Annotated in this window: 19 protein-coding genes and 2 pseudogenes; 5 read left to right on the plus strand and 16 right to left on the minus strand. The window is 70.9% G+C overall.

The window, feature by feature from the left end:
- Positions 1-65 precede the first annotated feature (65 nt).
- The 11 genes from AB0I83_RS24410 to AB0I83_RS24460 all read right to left on the minus strand — a co-directional run bounded on the left by AB0I83_RS24410 (position 66) and on the right by AB0I83_RS24460 (position 11,761).
- Positions 66-497, minus strand: coding sequence for a dTDP-4-dehydrorhamnose 3,5-epimerase family protein (locus AB0I83_RS24410; RefSeq protein ID WP_363306125.1), 432 nt, complete (start codon positions 495-497; stop codon positions 66-68).
- Between the two features lie 66 nt (positions 498-563).
- Positions 564-1,445 (minus strand): dTDP-4-dehydrorhamnose reductase, encoded by an 882-nt coding sequence (gene rfbD / locus AB0I83_RS24415; protein ID WP_363306126.1) that lies wholly within the window; start codon positions 1,443-1,445, stop codon positions 564-566.
- 122 nt (positions 1,446-1,567) lie between these two features.
- Positions 1,568-2,524: a 23S rRNA (guanosine(2251)-2'-O)-methyltransferase RlmB gene (gene rlmB, locus AB0I83_RS24420; protein WP_363306127.1), complete on the minus strand. Its 957-nt coding sequence runs from the start codon at positions 2,522-2,524 to the stop codon at positions 1,568-1,570.
- 106 nt (positions 2,525-2,630) lie between these two features.
- Positions 2,631-4,031 carry a cysteine--tRNA ligase gene (gene cysS / locus AB0I83_RS24425; protein ID WP_363306128.1) on the minus strand — a complete coding sequence of 467 codons (1,401 nt, stop codon included), beginning with the start codon at positions 4,029-4,031 and terminating at the stop codon, positions 2,631-2,633.
- Between the two features lie 60 nt (positions 4,032-4,091).
- Positions 4,092-5,360 (minus strand): MFS transporter, encoded by a 1,269-nt coding sequence (locus AB0I83_RS24430; protein WP_363306130.1) that lies wholly within the window; start codon positions 5,358-5,360, stop codon positions 4,092-4,094.
- Positions 5,357-7,072 carry an ABC transporter permease subunit gene (locus AB0I83_RS24435; protein WP_363306131.1) on the minus strand — a complete coding sequence of 572 codons (1,716 nt, stop codon included), beginning with the start codon at positions 7,070-7,072 and terminating at the stop codon, positions 5,357-5,359. The genes AB0I83_RS24430 and AB0I83_RS24435 overlap by 4 nt, the downstream gene beginning before the upstream one ends.
- Positions 7,073-7,076: 4 nt before the next feature.
- Positions 7,077-8,591, minus strand: coding sequence for an ABC transporter substrate-binding protein (locus AB0I83_RS24440; RefSeq protein WP_363306132.1), 1,515 nt, complete (start codon positions 8,589-8,591; stop codon positions 7,077-7,079).
- A gap of 78 nt (positions 8,592-8,669) precedes the next feature.
- Positions 8,670-9,260 carry a GNAT family N-acetyltransferase gene (locus tag AB0I83_RS24445; RefSeq protein WP_363306207.1) on the minus strand — a complete coding sequence of 197 codons (591 nt, stop codon included), beginning with the start codon at positions 9,258-9,260 and terminating at the stop codon, positions 8,670-8,672.
- Positions 9,261-9,401: 141 nt separating this feature from the next.
- Positions 9,402-9,917 carry a 2-C-methyl-D-erythritol 2,4-cyclodiphosphate synthase gene (ispF, locus tag AB0I83_RS24450; protein WP_363306133.1) on the minus strand — a complete coding sequence of 172 codons (516 nt, stop codon included), beginning with the start codon at positions 9,915-9,917 and terminating at the stop codon, positions 9,402-9,404.
- On the minus strand, positions 9,907-10,674 hold the full coding sequence (gene ispD, locus AB0I83_RS24455) for a 2-C-methyl-D-erythritol 4-phosphate cytidylyltransferase (protein ID WP_356531349.1): 768 nt from the start codon (positions 10,672-10,674) through the stop codon (positions 9,907-9,909). Before ispD ends, ispF begins: the two co-directional genes overlap by 11 nt.
- Positions 10,675-11,278: 604 nt before the next feature.
- Positions 11,279-11,761 (minus strand): CarD family transcriptional regulator, encoded by a 483-nt coding sequence (locus AB0I83_RS24460; RefSeq protein WP_006380568.1) that lies wholly within the window; start codon positions 11,759-11,761, stop codon positions 11,279-11,281.
- 705 nt (positions 11,762-12,466) lie between these two features.
- On the opposite strand from AB0I83_RS24460, the gene AB0I83_RS24465 reads away from it, so the two are divergent.
- Positions 12,467-13,141 carry a DUF461 domain-containing protein gene (locus tag AB0I83_RS24465; RefSeq protein ID WP_356840457.1) on the plus strand — a complete coding sequence of 225 codons (675 nt, stop codon included), beginning with the start codon at positions 12,467-12,469 and terminating at the stop codon, positions 13,139-13,141.
- A gap of 93 nt (positions 13,142-13,234) precedes the next feature.
- Here the strand turns inward: AB0I83_RS24465 and AB0I83_RS24470 are convergent, their stop codons facing one another.
- Positions 13,235-13,915, minus strand: a complete 681-nt coding sequence (locus AB0I83_RS24470; protein WP_014047499.1) for a response regulator transcription factor — start codon at positions 13,913-13,915, stop codon at positions 13,235-13,237.
- Positions 13,912-15,180, minus strand: coding sequence for an ATP-binding protein (locus tag AB0I83_RS24475; protein WP_356531345.1), 1,269 nt, complete (start codon positions 15,178-15,180; stop codon positions 13,912-13,914). The genes AB0I83_RS24470 and AB0I83_RS24475 overlap by 4 nt, the downstream gene beginning before the upstream one ends.
- Positions 15,181-15,379: 199 nt before the next feature.
- Between AB0I83_RS24475 and phoU the strand changes: the two genes are divergently transcribed.
- The 3 genes from phoU (at position 15,380) to AB0I83_RS24490 (ending at position 17,408) form a co-directional block, all read left to right on the plus strand.
- A complete protein-coding gene (phoU, locus tag AB0I83_RS24480) occupies positions 15,380-16,057 on the plus strand; it encodes a phosphate signaling complex protein PhoU (protein WP_356531344.1) in 678 nt (225 codons plus the stop codon).
- 182 nt (positions 16,058-16,239) lie between these two features.
- The gene (locus tag AB0I83_RS24485) at positions 16,240-16,380 is read left to right on the plus strand and encodes a hypothetical protein (protein WP_356531342.1); all 141 of its coding nucleotides are present in this window, start codon (positions 16,240-16,242) and stop codon (positions 16,378-16,380) included.
- Between the two features lie 266 nt (positions 16,381-16,646).
- On the plus strand, positions 16,647-17,408 hold the full coding sequence (locus tag AB0I83_RS24490) for a phosphoglyceromutase (RefSeq protein ID WP_363306134.1): 762 nt from the start codon (positions 16,647-16,649) through the stop codon (positions 17,406-17,408).
- Between the two features lie 103 nt (positions 17,409-17,511).
- Here AB0I83_RS24490 and AB0I83_RS24495 read toward each other — a convergent pair whose 3' ends face one another.
- The 3 genes and pseudogenes from AB0I83_RS24495 to AB0I83_RS24505 form a co-directional block, all read right to left on the minus strand.
- Positions 17,512-17,718, minus strand: coding sequence for a hypothetical protein (locus AB0I83_RS24495; RefSeq protein ID WP_261988567.1), 207 nt, complete (start codon positions 17,716-17,718; stop codon positions 17,512-17,514).
- A 474-nt stretch (positions 17,719-18,192) separates the two neighbouring features.
- Positions 18,193-19,454 (minus strand): annotated as a pseudogene (locus AB0I83_RS24500) (tyrosine-type recombinase/integrase).
- Positions 19,454-19,630, minus strand: coding sequence for a helix-turn-helix domain-containing protein (locus tag AB0I83_RS24505; RefSeq protein WP_363306208.1), 177 nt, complete (start codon positions 19,628-19,630; stop codon positions 19,454-19,456). Before AB0I83_RS24505 ends, AB0I83_RS24500 begins: the two are co-directional and overlap by 1 nt.
- On the opposite strand from AB0I83_RS24505, the pseudogene AB0I83_RS24510 reads away from it, so the two are divergent.
- A pseudogene (locus AB0I83_RS24510) lies at positions 19,578-19,778 on the plus strand (NUDIX hydrolase); the annotation flags it as partial. The gene AB0I83_RS24505 and the pseudogene AB0I83_RS24510 overlap by 53 nt on opposite strands.
- Positions 19,779-19,810 lie beyond the last annotated feature (32 nt).

A 19,810-nucleotide genomic window follows, 5' to 3' on the forward strand; every position in this document is an offset into this window, starting at 1 on the left:
TCCTTGTCCGAGAGCCGCAGAGGGATGCCGCTCGGCCAATCCATGGCGAGCTAAAAATCGAGAGGTCAGTGCCATGTTCCCGCTCCGGCGCATGGCCCTGAGAACAGAAGTACACCATGGTGCGTCGTCGTCGATCGCGAGGAAGGCATGCCCGAGTTGCTCTGACAGATTGAGCGCGTTCCGGTTCGTGGCGTCCAGCCGGACCGCTCACAACCTCCGTAGGTGGGTGCGCCAGTGCGGAGGTCGACTGCGACATCGAGCATCGCGCCCTGCAGACAAGTGACGTACTTCGCCTGGCCAGGCGGCACTTCGACGTGGTGGATTCCACGTAGCACGCCTCGCCGGGAGACGGACACGTTGGCCTGGGCGAGTGTGAGTGCCCGGCCTGTGGCCCGCGAGAATGCCTCGGCCCGGGAGATCTCGTGGAAGGTGCCGCACGGGTCGCGATGGGCAGTGGGTGTGTGGACCCAGGCTCCGGGTATGGCCAGTTGACGCAAGAGAACCCCATCCTCCTGTCGTGAACTCGCCCGGGCAGCCTGGTGTCTCGGGGAACCGGGAACACATCAGCGGCTGCTGAGCCCGAGGGTCGGCCAGGCCCCGTCCAGCGCATCGAGCCAGTGCCGCATCGGAGAGAGCCCGGCAGCAGCCCACCGCCCGTGGCCGAGCGTGGAACGGCCGGGGCGCGCAGCGGGACGGGGCATGTCTGCAGTCCGTGCAGGGCGGACTCGCTCAGGGTCGGCCCCCGCGCGGGCGAAGACCGCGCGGGCAAGGTCGAACCAGGTGGTCTCGCCCGCATTAGAGGCGTGCAGGATGCCTGGGCAGGGGTATCGGACAAGTTCGACGACCCGAGCGGCGAGGTCTCCGGTCCAGGTGGGCTGGCCGTATTGGTCCGCGACGACGCGCACGATCCGGCCCGGTTCGTGTGCGAGGCGGGCCATCGTGGCGGGGAAGTGACGGCCGTGCCCACCATAGAGCCATGCGGTGCGAAGAACGGTTCCGTCTGCGGGCAGGGTGTCGAGCACCGCTCGTTCCCCACCGAGCTTGGAACGCCCGTAAGCCGTACGGGGCCGGGTGGGGGCGTTCTCGGCGTAGGGATGAGTGGCCTCGCCGTCGAACACGTAGTCGCTGGAGATATGGATGAGGCGGGCCGACCGCCTCGGGACACCGGCACCCGCCGCAGCTTCGGCAAGATGGCGTGATCCCTCCGCGTTGACGGCCCAGGCTGCGGCTTCGTCCTCCTCTGCATCGTCGACGGCCGTGTAGGCAGCGCAGTTGACAACAGTGTGGGGACGATGAGCTGCCCATGCGGAGGCGACGGCTTTCGGCGATGTGATGTCGAGCTCGAGGCGTCCCAGGGAGACGGTGTGATGCCCCGCGCGGAGCAGCGCGGTGGTCACCGCCCGGCCGAGCATGCCGTGGCCGCCTGTGACGAGCACCGTGTCCACCAGGTCACAGCCCCCACTGAAACACAGACGCCCACGTGGAACGGCGCCAGGCCGAGGCCCGACGTCCCACCCCCACCCGCGCGCGAGCGCGTCACGCGGACGCGCACCCCCGTGGGTACCCGTCACGCGCGGCGGCGGGCCACCTCGTAGAGCACGATGCCCGCGGCGACACCGGCGTTCAGCGACTCCGCGCCGCCCGGCATGGAGATCCGGACCCGGTAGTCGCAGGTCTCGCCGACCAGGCGGCCCAGGCCCTTGCCCTCGCTGCCGATGACGATGACGACGGGGCCCTCCAGGGCCTGCAGGTCCTCGACGGTGTGCTCGCCGTCGGCGGCGAGGCCGACCACGGCGAGGCCGGCCTTCTGGTAGCCCTCGAGGGCGCGGGTCAGGTTGGTGACGCGCGAGACGGGCGTGCGGGCCGCCGTGCCGGCCGAGGACTTCCAGGCGCCGGCCGTCATGCCGGCCGCCCTGCGCTCGGGGACGACGACACCGTGGCCGCCGAAGGCGGACACGGAACGGACGATCGCGCCGAGGTTACGGGGGTCGGTGACGCCGTCGAGGGCGACGATCAGCGGGTCCTCGTTGTTGTCGTACGCGGCGGCGGTGAGGTCCTCCGGGTGCGCGTACTCGTACGGCGGGACCTGGAGGACGAGGCCCTGGTGGTTCAGGCCGTTCGTCATCCGGTCGAGCTCGGGGCGCGGGGCCTCCATGAGGTGGATGTTGCCGCGCTCACCGGCGAGCTGGAGCGCCTCGCGGACCCGCTCGTCGTTGTCGATGTACTGCTGGACGTAGAGCGTGGTGGCGGGGACGCCGTCGCGCAGCGCCTCGAAGACCGGGTTGCGGCCGACGACCATCTCCGACGTGCCCTTGGCGCCACCGCGGCGCGGGGCGGGGCGGCGGGACGCGGCCTGCTTGGCCTGGGCGTTCGCCACCCTGTTCTTCTTGTGTCCCTTGCGGTCGGCGGCGGGCGGCGTCGGTCCCTTGCCTTCGAGACCACGGCGTCGGTTACCGCCGCTGCCGACCTGCATGCCCTTCTTGTTGGACGTGCGGCGGTTCCTGCGCTGGCTGTTCCCGGCCATGACCTACCTGTTTCGTTGCTTCAGAAAAACGTCGTCAAGTGAAAGTGTGCCGCCCGGACGGCCGGGCGGCACATTTGCGCTGCTCACGCATGGTGCGAAGGTCCGCTCAGCGCGGTCCGAGGTTCCACCTCGGTCCGCCGGCGCCGTCCTCGATGACGAGGCCGGACTGGTTGAGCTGGTCGCGGATGGCGTCGGCGGCGGGCCAGTCCTTGCGCTCGCGGGCCGACTGGCGCTGGTCGAGGACGAGGCGTACGAGGGTGTCGACGACGCCGTGCAGATCCTCGCCGCGGTCGCTCTCGCCCGCCCAGTGCGGGTCGAGCGGGTCCAGACCGAGGACACCGAGCATGGCGCGCACCTCGGCGAGGCGTGCGACGGCGGCTTCCTTGTCGTCGGCGGCGAGGGCGGAGTTGCCCTGCCGGACGGTGGTGTGCACGATCGCGAGCGCCTGCGGGACACCCAGGTCGTCGTCCATCGCGTCGGCGAACGCGGGCGGCACCTCGGCGGCGGCCTCGACCGGTCCCCCGGCCTTCTCCACCACGCGCTGGACGAAGCCCTCGATCCGCGCGAAGGCCGACTCGGCCTCGCGCAGGGACTCCTCGCTGTACTCGATCATGGAGCGGTAGTGCGGGGTGCCGAGGTAGTACCTCAGGACGATGGGGCGCCAGGCCTTCACCATCTCGCTGACCAGCACGGAGTTGCCGAGGGACTTCGACATCTTCTCGCCGGACAGGGTGACCCAGCCGTTGTGCACCCAGTACTTCGCGAACTCGTCACCGAAGGCCTTGGCCTGGGCGATCTCGTTCTCGTGGTGCGGGAAGACCAGGTCGATGCCGCCGCCGTGGATGTCGAAGGCGCTGCCGAGGTACTTGTGCGCCATCGCGGAGCACTCCAGGTGCCAGCCGGGGCGGCCGCGGCCCCACGGGGTCTCCCAGCTGGGCTCGCCGGGCTTGGCGGCCTTCCACATGGCGAAGTCGCGCTTGTCCCGCTTGCCGGTCTCGTTGTCGCCCGAGGGCTGGCGCAGGTCGTCGAGGTCCTGGTTGGAGAGCTCCAGATATCCCTCGAACGAGCGCACGTCGAAGTAGACGTTGCCCTCGGCCTCGTAGGCGTGGCCGCGCTCGATGAGGCCGCGCATCATCTCGACCATCTCGGTGATGTGGCCGGTGGCACGCGGCTCGTACGTGGGCGGAAGGCAGCCCAGGGCGTTGTAGCCGTCGTTGAACGCGCGCTCGTTCTCGTAGCCGATGGCCCACCAGGGTCGGCCCTGCTCGGCCGACTTCTTGATGATCTTGTCGTCGATGTCGGTGACATTCCGGATGAACGTCACGTCGTACCCGCGGTATTCGAACCAGCGGCGCATGATGTCGAAGTTCAGCCCGGACCTGATGTGCCCGATGTGCGGGGCAGCCTGGACAGTCGCGCCACAGAGGTAGATCGAGACACAGCCCGCTGTGAGCGGGACGAAGTCACGGATCTGCCGGGCGTTGGTGTCGTGCAGGCGAATAGTCACCCCTCAAGGGTAGTGGGCCCGCACCAGTGCCCGGCGCCCCCTGTGGAAAACGTGTCACAACTAATCGGTGACGGTGGTCGCGGGCTCCCCCGCACCCCGTCCGGAGGGCAGTGTCAGGGCGATTCCGGCGCCCGCAAGGGGAACCGCGGCGAGCGCGGTCCACAGGACGGGGCCGGGTGCGTCGAGGAGGGCCCCGGTGGCGGCGCTCCCCACGAGGACCGCGACGCCGGAGAGCGAGGACATCGCTCCGGTGGCGAGGCCGAGGCGCCGGTCCTCGACCAGGTCGGGCACAAGCCCCCGGGCGGCCGGGACCAGCAGCATCTGGCCGAGCGTGAGCAGCACGGTGAAGGCGGCCACGGGGAGCAGTCCGGCGGGCCCGCCCGGCAGGACCGGCACCAGCACGAACCCGGCGGCGACGACGGCGAGCCCGGTGGCCAGCGCGCTCCTGGGCGCGACGCGGCGGGCGGACCACCGGGTCAGGGGCAGCTGGACGGCGACCACGAGCAGCGACGAGAGCGCGAAGAGTCCGCCGAGCGCCTCCTGCGATCCGGTGGCCTGCTCCACCTCGGCGGGCAGGGCGAGGTAGAGCTGGTTGTAGGAGACGAGGTAGCTGCTGTACACGAGGCACAGGACGAGGAAGGGCCGGTTGGCGAAGACCTCCCGGGGCTCACCGCTGCCCGCCCCGGGACCTCGCCCGCGGCGCACCCGGCGCGGCCCGCGGGGCATGAGGCGGGCGTGTCCGGCGAGTACGCCGACGAAGACCACGGCCCCGGCGGCACACGCGGTCCGGAACCCGCCGCCGAGGAGCAGCAGCAGACTGCCGAGCAGGGGACCGAGGAACGCGCCGGCCTGACCGGCGGCGGAGAACACGGCCAGCACCTGGGCGCGCGGCGTCCCGGTGGAGGTCTCGTACGCCACGGCGGCGCGGGCGGTCTCCGACTCGACGGCGGGCGAGAAGAGCGCGGCGGCGAAGCCGATGAGCAGGACGGCCCCGATGACGGTGGCGGTGGAACCCGCCAGGGCCAGCCAGCAGAATCCGGCGATGCGCAGGACACAGCCCGCCAGCACGACGGGTCGGGGACCGTACCGGTCGGTGAGCGCCCCGCCGACGACGAAGAGCCCCTGCTGGCTGAAGGTGCGCAGCCCGAGCACGAGCCCGACCAGCCATCCCGCCATGCCGAGCCCGTCGCCGAGGTGGGCGGCGAGATAGGGCAGCACCGCGTAGAAGCCGGTGTTGAAGGCGAACTGGGTGGCGGTCAGCAGCCGCAGGTAGGGCCTGAGCCCCGCGGGGTCCGTGGCGGGCCGGGTGCTCCGCGGATACGTCGTCACGCGCGGCGGCCCCTGCCCCGTACGGCCGCCGAGGTCAGCACCGCGAGCGAGCCGAGCAGGGCGAGGGCGGCGGCGGGGGCGAGGACGGCCCAGGGGGCGCGTTCCGCGTACGGCATGTTCTCCGAGAGCATGCGGCCCCACTCAGGGGCCGGGGCCTCGGTCCCGAGGCCGAGGAAGCCGAGGGAGGCCAGGGCCAGGGCGACCGCCGGGACGCGCAGGACGGCGTGGCGTACGACCGGTGGTACGACGCCCGGCAGGATGTGGCGCCGCAGCCGGTGGAGGCGGCCGGCGCCGAGGGCGCGGGCGACGGTGACGTGCGGGGCCGCCCGTTCCTGGGCGTACAGCGCGGAGGTGTGCGCTGCGAGCGGCGCCCAGGCGACGGCCGCGACGGCCGTGGCCGCGCCCCACGGCCCGGGGCCCACGACACCCGCGACGACGAGGCCGGCCAGCACGGCGGGCAGCGCGTTGGCCGTCTCGGTGAGCGCCCCGGCCCGTACGGCGCCGGCGAGCAGCCCGACCACCAGAGTCACGGCGCCCACAGCGACGGCGGTGAGCACGGTCGTGGCGGCGCCGTGGCCGAGCCGGGCGAGTACGTCCCGGCCGAGCGAGTCGGTTCCCAGCGGGTGAGCCGCCGAAGGGGACGCGAGACGGGCCGCGGCATCGGCGTACAAGGGGTCGCGCAGCAGGCCGGTGAGGGTTGCGCCGACGAGGAGCGCCCCGAGGACCGACGCGGCCACGGCGACCGGGCGCCGGGCGGGGAGCGACGGGGCGACGAGCGGTGGGAGGGCTCCGTCCGTGCGGGCGGGCCCGAGCAGCGCCCGGGACCCGAGCCGGGCCGCGAGCCCGGCGGCTGCCCCCAGCAGGAGGAGGAGCAGCACACAGGCCTGGAGGACGGGCAGGTCCTGGGCGAGTGCGGCGGCCAGGGCCGTGCCGCCGAGCCCGGGTATCGCGTAGAGCGTCTCGACGGCGACCGCCCCGCCGGTGAGCCCGACGACGACCAGGCCGAGCTGGGGCAGCAGCGCGGGCAGGGTGCGGTGCAGGGCGTGGGCGGCGATCCGGTGCGCGGGCAGGCCGTTGGCCGTGGCCGCACGGGCCCAGGGTTCGGTGAACGCGGCGGGCAGCGCGTCGTCCAGCAGCCGCCCGAGCAGCGCACCGGCCGGAACGCCCATGGCGAGCGCCGGCAGGACGAGTTGGCCGGCCCCGCCCCAACCGAGCGCGGGCAGCCATCCCAGCTGTACGGCGAAGACCGTCGCCAGCACCGAGGCCAGGAGGAACTCCGGCAGCGCGGCGAGTGTGGCCGCCCCGACGCCCGCCCGGGTGCTGACCAGCCTCCGGTGGGCCCCCCGCCGCAGGGTCCCGGCGGCCAGGGCGAGCGCGAGGAGGACGGCCACGGCGAGCGAGGCGCCCATCAGGGTGAGCGAGACGCCGAGTGCGGACGTCACGTCGGGGCCGACGGGCTGTCCGGAGACCCAGGACTCCCCCAGGTCGCCGCGAAGGAGTCCGGCCGCCCAGCCGCCGAGGACGTGTGCCGGACCGCCGTCGAGCCCGGTCTCGGCACGGATAGCGTCGAGCACGGCCGGTGTGGGCGGCCGGTCCCCGTAACGCGCGTGCAGGATGGTGAGTGCCGGATCGGTACGGGTGAGCCGGGGCAGCAGGCCGATGACGGCGACGACGGCCAGGAGCGCGCCGAGCCGTCCGGCCAGGTGCTTCACCCGGTCACCCGATGCGGGTGTCGGCGGTGATGAGGGTGCGTTCCATCGGGTCGAGGGCGACGCCCTCGACGTGGGCGTCGTCGTAGCCCTGGACGAAGCGCTCGTGGACCAGCGGCACGAGGGCGTCGGCGCCCAGGACCGCGGCCTCGGCGGTCATCTCGGCGCGGTGGCGATCCTCGGTGCCGGCCAGGGAGGCGGCCTTGTCCACCGCGGCGTCGACCCGCTCGTCGCACAGCTGGGAGATGTTGAAGCTGCCGTCGCAGGTGAAGTCGGAGGCGAGGTAGGAGACCGGGTCGGCGGTGTCCAGCAGGGTGTTGCGGGCCTGGACGAATGCGTCGTACTTCCCGGCGAGGGCGTCCGCCTCCAGCTGCGCGTAGTCGCGTACGACCTGTTTGACGGTGAAGCCGCGCTTCTCGAGCTGCTGCTGGACGAGCGTCGCGACCTCGGGGAGCTCGGGCCGGTTGGTGTAGGTGGCGAGGACGATCTCCTCCGTCTTCGCCACCTCGTCGCGGCCGGCCGCCGCCACCCTGTCCGTGGGGGCCGTGCGCTTCCCGGCGGCCCAGGGGACGCCGGGGCCGAGGAGGCCCTGCGCGGAGTCGGCCCGGCCCTCGTACACCCCGTCGACCAGGGCGTCGGAGTCGATGGCAGCCCTGGCGGCGGCGCGCATGGCCGGGTCCGCGAAGACGCCGTGCCGGGTGTTCAGCGAGAGGCCGTTGGTGCGGGCGGACGGGAACTCGTGGACGAGGCCGTCCCCGAGCAGCGAGGCCTGGGAGACGGGTATGTACTCGGCCACGTCGACCGCCTTCGTACGCAGAGCGTTGGCACGGGCGGTGCCGTCGGCGACGAAGGTGACGTCGACACCCGGCGCCTCGGCCTTGCTCCCCCAGTGGTCCTCGTTGCGTTCGAGGGTGGCGGCGACGGCGCCCTCGACGTCGGTGAGGGTGAACGGACCGGTGGCGTGCCCGGCGGGGTCCACCTTCCCGTCCTTCCCGTAGGCCTCAGGGGAAAGGATGGCGAGGGACGGGTTGGCGAGCCGCTGCGGGAGCAACGGGTCGGCGTCCCCGGTGACGATCCGCACGGTGTCCGCGCCGGTCGCAGTCGCCTTGAGGGTGGTGTCGGACAGGACCCGGGGCGGCGGGGAGGCCTTGCCCGCGGCGGTGAGCGACCGCACGACGGCGGCGGCGTCGACCTTCGCGCCGTCCTGGAACAGGGTGTCGCGGAGGGTGAAGGTCCAGGTGGTGGGGTCGTCCCGCTTCCAGGACGTCGCGAGCGAGGGCTTGGCCGCGCCGTTCGCGTCCAGGGTGGTGAGCCCCTCGGTGACCGCGAGCCGGCTGAGGGTGACCGCGTCGTCGCCGAAGGGGGACATGGCCTGGGCGGGCGGGAAGGCCATCACGACCCGGAGCCGCTGCGCGTCGCCGGAGGCCTTGGAGCCGCCCGACATGGAGCAGGCGGCGAGCGGGAGCACGAGGGCGGCGGCGACGATCGGCAGCGGTGCGCGGCGGCTTCGGGGCGTAGGCATGACGGAAACCCTATATGAAAACGATTATCATCTGATATTGAGGGTGCCTCGGGGCCCTTCCGGGACGCCCGGGAGCACTCACGCCCGCCCACCCGGGCGGGGCATCGGCAGCTCGAAGTGGACGATGCCCTGGCCTCCGTCCGGCAGTGTCCGCTCGTCGCACACCTCCTCGGCCAGCGACCGCCAGAAGGGCTCGGCGCCGGGTACGGCCGGGTCGGTGTGCAGGTAGAGCGATGTGTAGCCGCCCGCCCGCACGGCGAACTCGCCCAGCTCACGCACCATCCGGCGGGCGAGACCGCGCCTGCGGTGCGCCGGGCGTACGTAGATCCGGCAGAGCTGCGCGGTCGTACCGGAGGGGAAGCGGTCCGCGACCCGTCGCGGATTGGGCGGCGCCTGCGGACCGCGGTCCCGTACCGCACCCGTCGCCACGACCTCGCCGCCGTGCAGGGCCACCAGGAGGGTGCAGCGCGGGGGCACCAGATAAGCGCCCTCGATGTCGATGATGTCGGCGTGCCAGCGCGGAACGTAACCGGAGCGGAGGTCGCGGTAGACGGTGTCCAGCATGACGGCGCGCGCGCCGCCGACGTCCTGCGCGGTGGCGGTGCGCAGGACGTACCCGTCCACACCGGCCGACGCGTCCCGCGTCGCCGCCTGCCCGGCGGTGGCAATCGCCACGGACACCCACCCTCACCCTCGACACCTGTCGCACATCACTTGCCGAATCAGCGTACCTGCGAGCGATGTGCAACAAAGTGGCGGGGCCGGGCCGCGTACCTCCCTCCTCGAACTCCGGGCGGCGGCGATCCGGTGTCAGTCGGCGGCGCGGTAGACCAGGGCGGTCGCGATGCCCGCGATGCCCTCGCCCCGGCCGGTGAACCCGAGGCCGTCGGAGGTGGCGGCGGACAGCGACACCGGGGCGCCGACCGCGTCGGACAGCACCTTCTGCGCCTCGTCCCGGCGCTTGCCGATCTTCGGCCGGAGGCCGACGACCTGCACGGCGACGTTGCCGATCCCGAAGCCCGCGGCCCGCACGATCCGGGCCGCCTCGGTGAGCAGGGTGACACCGGAAGCTCCCGACCACTCGGGCCGGCCGGTGCCGAAGTGCTGCCCCAGATCACCCAGTCCGGCGGCGGAGAACAGGGCGTTGCACGCCGCGTGCGCCACGACGTCCGCATCCGAGTGGCCGGCGAGGCCGGGGCCCTCGCCCTCCCACAGCAGCCCGGCGCACCAGAGTTCGCGCCCCTCCTCGAAGGCGTGGATGTCGGTCCCGATCCCGACGAGCGGGATCACCGGGGCGGACTGCCCAATCGCTGCTTCAGAACCCATCGTTCGCCCTCCTGCGTGCGAGAACGGCCTCGGCCAGGACCAGGTCCAGGGGCCTGGTCACCTTGAAGGCCTCTTCGTGTCCGGGCACGACCACGACGGGCTCGCCCAGCCGCTCGACCATGCCCGCGTCGTCGGTCGCACCGTCACCGTCGACGGCCACGCTCCCGTGCGCCCGCACGAGGGTGTCCCGGTCGAAGCCCTGGGGGGTCTGCACGGCCCGCAGCCTCGACCGTACGGGGGTCGAGAGGACGGGCTCCGGAACGCCCGGACCGGCGGCGGGCTCGACCTCCTTGACCGTGTCGGCGAGCGGAAGGGCGGGAACCACCGCGGGAGCCCCGTCCCGTACGGCCTCGATGACGGCGTCCACGGTGTCGACGGGCACCAGCGGACGGGCCGCGTCGTGGACGAGTACGACGGAGACGTCCTCCGGCAGCACGGCGATGCCGAGCCTCACGGACTCCTGCCGCGTCGCCCCGCCGGGGACGACGACGTAGTCGGTGTGCTCGGGTAGGGCGTGTCCGTCGATGAGGTTCCTGACCTCGGGCGCTCCGTCCGGGGGCGCCACCACGACGACGAGCGTGACGGCACGGGAAGCGGCCATCGCCCGTACGGCGTGGATCAGCATCGGGGTACCGCCGAGGGCGCGGAGCGCCTTGGGGGTACCCGGGCCGAGCCGGACGCCCCGGCCCGCCGCGGGGATCACCGCGGCGGTGCGGGCGGGGCCGGATTCAGCGGGCGTCGGTGACAGCGGTGACATCGGTTGCACTCCGAAGCTTCGGCAGGTTTGTTTCCACGGCCGACGTGGGTATGGCCTGGGCGTACCCCCGGCCGTAGGTTGGGGGCAGAGCCTGGCGTGACGCCTTGACCTGACCGGGACCCCTTCCGTGACCCCTGGTCGGTCGAGCCGCAGCGCGGGCTCGAAGAGGGTGCGAGGTTACCGGGGGAACGACACGGGGACATGACCGGGGCGCCGGCTCCACGACCGGGAGCGCGAGCTCACCGATGCGGCTTCCGAATCCTGCGGGCAGGCCCGGAGGACGACGGGCGGGCTCGGGTGGTGTTCCGTCCCACCACCGGATCCAGGACGGGACCGGACCCTCTGCGTACGAGGGCGCACCAGGGCGTACGGGCCGTTCGGCGACCGGTACCGCCCAGGAGACGCGCGGCAGGGCAGGACCGTCTCAGGCCTGCCCTGGATCCGAACATGCCGCAGCGCCCGACGACGTGCCGTGAAAACGGCTGGTCAACGGGCACTGCGGCACAATTACTTCGGACCGGATTCTTCTCGCCGGTGCTATCCGGTCATCGCTGTCATCCGGTCGTCGGTGTGATTCGGGTCATCCGGTCGGTGTCGTCCGGATTCAGGACGCGAGAACCTCGTCGAGAAGGGCCTCGGCCTTGTCCTCGTTCGTGTTCTCCGCGAGGGCGAGCTCGCTCACCAGGATCTGGCGGGCCTTGGCGAGCATGCGCTTCTCACCCGCGGAGAGTCCGCGCTCGCGCTCACGACGCCACAGGTCGCGAACCACTTCGGCGACCTTGATGACATCGCCGGATGCGAGCTTCTCGAGATTTGCCTTGTAGCGTCGGGACCAGTTCGTCGGCTCTTCGGCGTACGGCGCGCGCAGCACCTCGAAGACCCGGTCCAGCCCTTCCTGCCCGACGACGTCACGCACACCGACGAACTCCGCATTGTCCGCCGGCACACGAACCGTCAAGTCGCCCTGGGCGACCTTGAGCACCAAGTAGGTCTTGTCCACGCCTTTGATCTGACGAGTTTCGATAGCCTCGATCAGCGCGGCCCCGTGATGGGGATAGACCACGGTGTCGCCAACCTTGAACGTCATGTGACAGGTACCCCTTCCGTGGCTATCCAGAGTAACACGAGAACGGCATCTCCTGAATGGCGTTTTCGCAGGTCAGGGCATATCTCGGGGCTTGACAACTGCAACACGAACGTGCTGCGCGAGGCTTCCGGAAGGCGATATTCGCAGGTCGGAGCGGGCGTACGACCGAGCTGAAACACGCGCGTCACACGGGCCGGAAGTCCACCAGAAGGGGCCGAACGTCCCGTTTTGCCGGATTCAAGATGGCGAAATTTCCCTCCCGCGCTCGAACATCGACCACCCGTACGAGTCTTAGCTCCGTGGTCATTGAAATTGATCAACGTCCGGCGGCCGGTGGATTATGCGCGGGAAATGCGCCACCGCCCGGAAATCGATCATCGGTCGACCGGCGGACCACCCGACCGCGTTATGTGAACGCGGTGCGAATCAGCCTGGTCGCGCACCTGTCGGGAACGTCCGCAGCACCACGGCGGACCCCCGGGACGCGCGCGTCCCGGGCGCGTCGGCGCACGGGACGGGCGGCACCGGGCGGGTGCGGTCCACAGGTGGGACCGCCTCGGGGGCGGGTCGGGTGCGGGCCCGGGACGGCGGCTCGGTAACCTGAGGCCGCTGACACACACTTAGGGCGGCTTTACGGCCGCTCGGGCCTTCCTGTCCGCAGAGTCCGAAGTCCGCAGTCCGAACGTTCAAGGAGTTGCCGCCGCCGTGAGCCGCAGCCTTCGACACGGCGCCCTCGCCGCCACTGCCCTCGTGTTCTCGATCGCCACCCTGTCCGCGTGCGGTGCAGGCAACAACGCGCAGACGCTCCAGGTCAGGCCGGACAACGCAGCCACCGCTGTCGACGGCATCAAGATCCAGAACCTGAACGTGATCACGCAGCCCGACCACGAGGCAGAGGGCCCGGCCGTCATCAGTGCCACCCTCTTCAACGACGGCACCGAGCGTGAGGTCCTGGAGAGGATCACGCTGCCCGGCGGCGACGCCACCGTGAAGCTCCAGCCCGCCAAGGGCAAGGGGCCGCTCGTGCTCCCCGCCGGGGGACGGCTCGTGCTCGGCGGGAAGAACAACGCCTCCGCCGTGATCGAGAACGGCCGTCAGGTCGGTGCCGACGGCAGCGTCCAGAACGTGGCCTTCAGCTTCAGCGAGACCGGCGACATCCAGCTCGGTGCCGCCGTCGTCCCCGCGACCAGCTTCTTCAAGGACTTCGGCCCGAGCACGCTGCCGACGCCGAAGCCCACGCCCACCCCCTCGGACGCGTCGTCCGAGACCCCGGGCACGGAGTCCGGCAGCCCGTCGGCCCCGGCGGACGGTTCCGCCGGCCCGTCGGAGTCGGCGGAGGGATCGGCCAACGGGTCGGACGAGGTTCCCGCTTCCGAGTGACCCGAGCACGATGACCCGGACGGGTCCGCGTACGACTGACTGTGGGGGTGTCTCCGGCCGGAGACACCCCCACAGCGTTTCGCCACCCTCGGTTTACGGCTCGAACTTGTAACCCAGGCCGCGCACCGTCACCAGGTAGCGCGGCGCACCGGGGTCCGGCTCGATCTTGGCGCGGAGCCGCTTGACGTGGACGTCCAGGGTCTTGGTGTCACCCACGTAGTCCGCGCCCCAGACCCGGTCGATCAGCTGCATGCGGGTCAGCACGCGACCGGCGTTGCGCAGGAGCATCTCGAGCAGGTCGAACTCCTTCAGCGGCAGGTCGACCTTGCCGCCGGAGACCGTCACGACGTGGCGGTCCACGTCCATCCGGACCGGACCCGCCTCCAGGGCCGCGGGAGTGACCTCCTCCGGCTCACCGCGGCGGCGCAGGACCGCGCGGATGCGGGCCACGAGCTCCCGCGAGGAGAAGGGCTTGGTCACGTAGTCGTCGGCTCCTATTTCCAGGCCGACGACCTTGTCGATCTCGCTGTCCTTGGCGGTGACCATGATCACCGGGACGTTGGACCGCACCCTCAGCTGCCGGCAGACCTCCGTACCGGGCAGACCGGGCAGCATCAGGTCGAGGAGTACGAGGTCGGCGCCGTTGCGCTCGAACTCGTCGAGGCCGTCGGGGCCGGTGGCCGCGATGGCCACCTCGAAGCCCTCCTTGCGGAGCATGTAGGACAGGGCGTCGCTGAAGGATTCCTCATCCTCGACGACAAGCACTCGGGTCACGGAAGAGCCTCCGGGGCAGGGAATGGTTCGAAAGTATCGGTCTCGTACGGCCCCTCGTCGTCGACAGCGTCGTCGACGACGAACGGTCCGCCGGTGGTACGACCCCTGACGACACCCGACTCGGGCAGCCGCAGGGTGAACGTGGAGCCCTGTCCCTCCGAGCTCCAGACGGTGACCTCCCCGCCGTGCGAGGCGGCCACGTGCTTGACGATGGCGAGGCCGAGACCGGTGCCACCGGTGGCCCGTGAACGGGCCGGATCGACGCGGTAGAACCGCTCGAAGACACGCTCGCGGTCCTTCTCCGAGATGCCGATGCCCTGGTCGGTCACGGCTATCTCGATCAGGTCCCCGCCTGGTGCGGGCAGTCGCCGGGCGGCGATGCCTACGCGGGTGCGGGCGGGGCTGTAGTTGACGGCGTTCTCCACGAGGTTGCCCAGGGCAGCCGCGAGCTGGCCCCTGTTGCCCCAGACGAAGAGGTCCGCGGTGCCGCCCGAGGCCATGGTGATCTGCTTGGAGCCGGCCTGCTGGCCGCACCGGTCGATGGCCTCGACGACCAGCTCCTCCACCCGTACGGGCTCGGCGTCCTCGAGCGGGTCGTCGTTCTGCACCCGGGAGAGGTCGATGAGCTCCTGCACGAGGTTGGTCAGCCGGGTCGCCTCGATCTGCATGCGCCCGGCGAACCTCTCCACCGCCTCCGGGTCGTCGGAGGCGTCCATGACGGCTTCGGAGAGCAGCGAGAGCGCACCGACCGGGGTCTTGAGCTCATGGCTGACGTTGGCGACGAAGTCGCGTCGTACCGCTTCTATGCGGCGCGCCTCCGTCAGGTCCTCGACCAGCAGCAGGACGAGTCGCGACCCCAGCGGTGCGACCCGCGCGGAGACGGCCAGCGCCTCGCCCCGGCCGGTGCCGCGGCGGGGCAGATCGAGCTCCCCCTGCCGTATCTCGCCGTCCCGCCGGGTGTCCCTGGCCATGTTGAGCATCGGCTCGACGGCCAGGCGCCCGCCCCTGACCAGGCCCAGCGCATAGGCGGCGGAGCTGGCCTTGACGACGCTGTCGCTCTCGTCGAGGACGACGGCGGACGAGCTGAGCACGGAGAGTACGGTGTCGACGCCCGGGGGCAGGGCCGCGTTGCCGTCGGGCCGCAGGGACGTACGCGTGGGCCGCTTCTGCTCACGCTCGCTCCAGCGGAACGCCAGCATCGCGATCACCCCGGTGCACAGCCCGGCGATCGCGGAAGCTGCGGCGACCGCCGCGTTCACGTCCATGCTTCAAGGTTATGCGGGCGCGCCGACACTCTCCCAGCCATCCGGGTGCCATCTCGAACACTCGTCGCCCAGAGTTCACCAAGGGGATAGTGCCGGTTCACTTAGGCGGCCGGAACCCGACGCGTTGGGGCCGCATCGTGGCAGCGTGGGGGTCGGCCCAGTGACCCCGGCCTCAGTAAGGATCTGGAGAGGGACTTCCATGCGCGACGCTTATCACGAGGAACTCGATTCGATCGGCGAAGGCCTGGTCGAGATGGCCCGGCTCGTCGGCTCGGCGATCGGACGGGCCACGACGTCCATGCTGGACGCCGATCTCAAGCTCGCCGAGAGCGTGATCGCCGCCGACCAGAAGGTCGACGACCTCCAGCACGACCTGGAGGCGCGCGCCATCGCGCTGCTGGCCCGCCAGCAGCCCGTCGCCACCGATCTGCGGATCGTGGTGACGTCTCTGCGGATGAGTGCCGACCTGGAGCGCTCGGGCGACCTCGCCCAGCACGTCGCCAAGCTGGCACGGCTGCGCTTCCCGGAGACCGCGGTGCCGAACGACCTGCACGCGACCATCCTCGAGATGGGCCAGCTCGCCCAGCGGCTCATGGCGAAGGCCGCGGAGGTCATCATCACCAAGGACGTCGACCTGGCGCTGCAGCTGGAGCAGGACGACGACGAGATGGACCTGCTGCACCGCACGCTGTTCCAGCACCTGATGGACGACCGCTGGAAGCACGGCATCGAGACGGCCGTCGACGTGACCCTGCTCGGCCGGTACTACGAGCGCTTCGCCGACCACGCCGTATCGGTCGCCAAGCGGGTCGTCTACCTGGTCACGGGCGAGCACGCGGACGAGCTCCAGGCCTCGAACACGGCGGAGGGCGCGTAGAGGGCGCGGGCGTCGCCGCGCCCGTACGTCTGTTGCCGCCTTCGTGCGCCGTTGATGCGCCCTCCTGACGGGGCATGCAATGGGTGCGGGGGCGGCGAGCCATGCCGTACACCCCCGCCGTAGGCGTGCGCGCCTTTCGCGTGCGCCGTACGTCGTCGAGTCGTACCCCCTGAGGAGGGACCATGGCCGATTCCCCCGTGACCGAACCCCAGCAGGAGCCGCCGACCGAAGTGGTGCGCCTGACCGTGCTGGGCGCCTGCGGCTGCGGCTCGGGCTGCGGGTGCGGCTGCCAGTCCGGCGCGCCCTGCCAGTGCGGCGGCTGACCCGGGCCGAACCGCGCGACGGCGGTGCCGCACTACGGACGCGTGCTGTCCGTGGTTGGGCACCGCCGTAGCGCGGTTCGGCCGGCCGTCCGGAGGACGGGACGCAGCCACGTAAGTGATCCGACAGCTCTCCGAGCCTTACGAAGTCGAGTCCCCGGCCGCCACCCGATTGACGCCCAGCCGTCGGTCGACACGCCCGGCGACGTCGCGGTCCGCCCCTTGGCCGCCTGCGCGGAGCCCGCACGGGTTCGATTACGCTCGGACCCATGGCCGACGCACCGTACAAGCTGATCCTCCTCCGCCACGGCGAGAGCGAATGGAACGCGAAGAACCTGTTCACCGGATGGGTGGACGTGGACCTCACCGACAAGGGCGAGAAGGAGGCGGTCCGCGGCGGTGAGCTGCTCAAGGACGCCGGCCTGCTCCCCGATGTCGTGCACACCTCCCTCCAGCGGCGTGCGATCCGCACCGCGCAGCTCGGGCTGGAAGCCGCGGACCGCCACTGGATCCCCGTCCACCGCTCCTGGCGACTGAACGAACGCCACTACGGCGCGCTGCAGGGCAAGGACAAGGCCCAGACCCTCGCCGAGTTCGGCGAGGAGCAGTTCATGCTGTGGCGCCGCTCCTACGACACCCCGCCGCCGGCCCTCGAGGACGGCACCGCGTTCTCGCAGAGCGCCGACCCGCGCTACGCGACGATCCCGCCGGAGCTGCGCCCGCGCACCGAGTGCCTCAAGGACGTCGTCAACCGCATGCTGCCGTACTGGTACGACGGCATCGTCCCGGACCTCCTCGACGGCAAGACCGTCCTGGTCGCCGCCCACGGCAACAGCCTGCGTGGCCTGGTGAAGCACCTGGACGGCATCTCCGACGACGCCATCTCGGGCCTCAACATCCCGACCGGCATCCCGCTCGCCTACGAGCTGGACGCCGACTTCCGGCCCCTGAAGCCGGGCGGCACCTACCTCGACCCGGATGCGGCCAAGGCCGCGATCGAGGCCGTGAAGAACCAGGGCAAGAAGAAGTAAGCAGAGCTGAACTAGCCCCCCCCCCACCTGCGGGTTTTCCGCTTGGTGGGGGGCTTTTTGGTGCGCTGGGCCGTCTGTGGGCCGTCACATGTTCAACGGGCCGTCAGGCGCGGCGGCTCCAGCGGCGGATGCGGATGTCGAGGACGATCAGCAGTGCCACGGGTACGGCGATCTCTGCGGGGGCGTCAGCCCAGAGGGCGAGTGCGCCGCCGGCAGTGCCGATGAGCGCGATCGGGAGATCGCGAGGGTGGATATCGACGGTTACGCCGACGCGTGGGACCATGAAGCCCTCCAGCTGTGCTCGGTTCACTTCGCAAGGTGATTTCTGGGGCGTGGCAATGGAGGTGAATGCCGCCCTTGCAGGGGCGGCATTCACATGCCGCAGGAACTTTCCCACAGTCGTCACGCGTCGGACAAACGCGCAGCTGAAAGCTACCCTGTTCGTTTGCGTAGACAGATTGTCCACGCACATGGACAGCCACAGCACTCCGACATTTCCCGGAGACTTTCCAGACCCTCGAATCTTTCCAGGCGCCGTCCGATGCGGCTCGTTACCCCTCGTTGCCTGGTGCCGCCGTGTGACCTCGCGCCACCTCGCCCCGCAGGACACGAGGACGATGCCGCCCAGGGCCGCCGCCGCCAGGCATGAGCAACCGGTTGCGCCAATCGGTTTCCGTAGCTGATTTCGGGAAATCGATGTCGGAGAATCGGTTGCGGAGTATCGGTTTCTCCTTACCGATTTCAACCTTGCTTCGAAACTCATATTTGGAACCTTGAACAGATCTCAGATGTAAGGTTCGGGTTTCAGACCAGACGCCTTCGAGAACGAGCCCTTGCCTGATTCTAGGTTCTGCGATCCGAAAATCGCGCTGACCGCCTTGCGCGTGCGCTCCTGGCTCGACGGCATCAGGTGCGCGTACACCCGGAGCGTCAGGCCAGGGTCGGAGTGCCCGAGGTACTCGGCGAGCGCCTTGATGTTCTCCCCAGCGTCCAGCAACACCGACGCGTAGAAGTGCCGCATCCCGTGCATACCGTTCTCGCGTGACTCGGCGTGCGGAGCGCCGGCCGCCGGGACCGGGATCACTCCGGCCGAGGCCAGGGCAGGTTTCCACGCTTCCTCGTTCAGCGAGGTGCGCCAGACATGACCACCGCGCGGTCCCATAAAGATGAGTCGCTTGGTCACCAGCGGTCCGCCCGCCACCTTCCACGGCAACGTGATCTCGACCGGCGGGAATTGCTTCATGTGTGCCCGCAGCGCGTCGGCGACAGGGCCGGGGAGCGGCACGTCCCGCAGCTTGCCGCCCTTGGGTGGAGCGAAGACGGGCTTGCTGCGGCTCAGTTTGAGCTGCTGGACGACGTGCAGCGTGTCCGAGCGGAAGTCGATCGCGTCCACCGCGATGCCCAGGATCTCGCCCTGCCGTAGGCCGCAGCCGCCGCCCAGGTCGACCATCGCCTGATACCGCTCCGGCATGCCCGCGCAGGCGTGACGCGCTTCGTGTCCACGGTCGGCGGCCGTACCGAACGCGCAGAGCAAGGGTTCCGCGGAAGGTGCCCGTCATCCACGGCCGCGCTGAGAGCCGCCCGCACGTTGGAGTAGATCGTCCGGGCGTACGAGCCACGCACCCCGTTCGCCTGGAGCTGCTGCACCCAGTCGCGGATGTGCGCCGGCTGGAACGAACCGAGCGGACGCGTGCCGAGGTACGGGAACGCGTGCAGCCGGAGCTGCGACTCCATCGAGGCTTGCGTGTTGGGGTCCGCCCCTTGGGTGGACACCCAGCTCTCCGCGTACTGCTGGAAGGTGGTCCGGGCCGCGCGGGGATCGATGTACTGACCCCGCGCCATGTCCGCTTCGGTATGGGCCAGCCACTGATCAGCGAGCCGCTTCTGTCGGTCCGGGAAGCTCTTTGACTTCTCCGTGCCGTCCGGCCCGACGTAGCGCGCGCGGTAGCGGGACCCCACTCCGTAGCGATCCGACTTCACCTTGCGCGGCTTACCGTCAGGACCGGTCACGGTCACGAACCAGCGGTCCTGAATGTGTCCGGCCATCAGGCAGCCGCCTCGCTCCGGCGGGAGTCGACCCAGGCCCGGACGTCGTCGGGGTCGAAGCGGAGGTGCCGGCCGACACGGAAGCCGCAGGGTCCGGTCCGCTTCCGGCGCCACTGGTAGACCGTTGCCCTGGTCTTCCGGTGCAAGCCCGCCGGCGGAAGCGAGCGGACTTCCAGCGAATCGACCGCGGTCAGCTGGCTCACGCCGGACGAGGTCACCGAGTGGATGTCCGAGGTCTATGCGGTCCGACTGCTGGATGCTCTCGACGGCAACGGGCCCCATGTGCGAAGCCATGACGGCAAGCGCCTGACGCCGGTGCGATAGAACTTTCCCTACTTCATCAAGACCCGCGCACG

The sequence above is a fragment of the Streptomyces sp. NPDC049970 genome (genome assembly GCF_040660235.1).
Lineage (GTDB): Bacteria > Actinomycetota > Actinomycetes > Streptomycetales > Streptomycetaceae > Streptomyces.